The organism is Johannesbaptistia floridana, from assembly GCF_057440575.1.
Window position 1 is genome coordinate 1 of the sequence record NZ_JALKVM010000377.1, and the last position, 1,094, is coordinate 1,094.

The 1,094-nt window shown below is 36.9% G+C and carries 2 protein-coding genes; one reads left to right on the forward strand and one right to left on the reverse strand.

Annotated elements, in window-relative coordinates:
* Positions 1-523 (reverse strand): hypothetical protein (locus MW688_RS21135; protein WP_486737989.1); only part of this gene is annotated, 523 nt, incomplete at its 3' end.
* A gap of 296 nt (positions 524-819) precedes the next feature.
* Here MW688_RS21135 and MW688_RS21140 point away from each other — a divergent pair.
* On the forward strand, positions 820-1,041 hold the full coding sequence (locus MW688_RS21140; protein WP_486737990.1) for a hypothetical protein: 222 nt from the start codon (positions 820-822) through the stop codon (positions 1,039-1,041).
* Positions 1,042-1,094 lie beyond the last annotated feature (53 nt).

Consider the following 1,094-nt stretch of genomic DNA (forward strand, 5'->3'; position numbering starts at 1 on the left):
GTTGACGGTTTTGTTTTAATTGGCTAAAGATATCCTCACTCTCTGATGAAGATGTCTCTGGAGTATTAGTATTTGTTTGTTTCTGTTGACGGTTTTGTTTTAATTGGCTAAAGATATCCTCACTCTCTGATGAAGATGTTTCAGGAGTATTAGTATTTGTTTGTTTCTGTTGATGATTTTCTCTCACTTGGTTAAATATATCCTCGCTTTCTGATGAAGATGTCTCTGGAGTATTAGTATTTGTTTGTTTCTGTTGATGATTTTGTTTCAGTTGGTTAAAGATATCCTCGCTTTCTGATGAAGATGTCTCTGGAGTATTAGTATTTGTTTGTTTCTGTTGATGATTTTGTTTCAGTTGGTTAAAGATATCCTCGCTTTCTGATGAAGATGTCTCTGGAGTATTAGTATTTGTTTGTTTCTGTTGATGATTTTGTCTCACTTGGTTAAATATATCCTCACTCTCTGATGAAGATGTCTCAGGAGTATTAGTATTTGTTTGTTTCTGTTGATTGTCGTCTTTCAACTGTATTTAGCCCCGATGATCAGCTTTTCTCAGACAACGATTTAGTAAGGAATATTGCATTCATTCCTTTGTTGTTAAGCTTTTGATGAATTCAGTCTGACAAGAAGTTTAACCCTATTATATTACTTTTAACTAGGGCTTGCTGAATAAATCTAAAACTCTAATTTGGTGTAGGTTTGAGCTGGTTTGATTTTGAAAAAAGTGCCAAGTATAGCAGTGACCGCAGTGGTGTTAACAACATTTATCACTAACTTTTCCCCCCAACCCCCCTTACTAAGGGGGGCTTTTCATCATTTTTGTCAACATCTATTGGCGAGCTTGCTATAGTAGGGGCGCAAGGCTTGCGCCCATCGCTCATACAAAGCGCCCTTATTTATTCTGCTAAAAAAAGTTCATTTCTCTTTCGCCTAAGAAAAGTAGCAAAGGTCATCCGTTCCCCGGATTTAAAATCCGGGGCGATAGATGACCGCCCTTATGCGGTCAACCAATTTTTAAGCGCGATCGCATTAATTCTTTAACTCATTACTTCAAGACTTCAAGACTTCAAGACTTCAAGACTTCAAGACTTCAA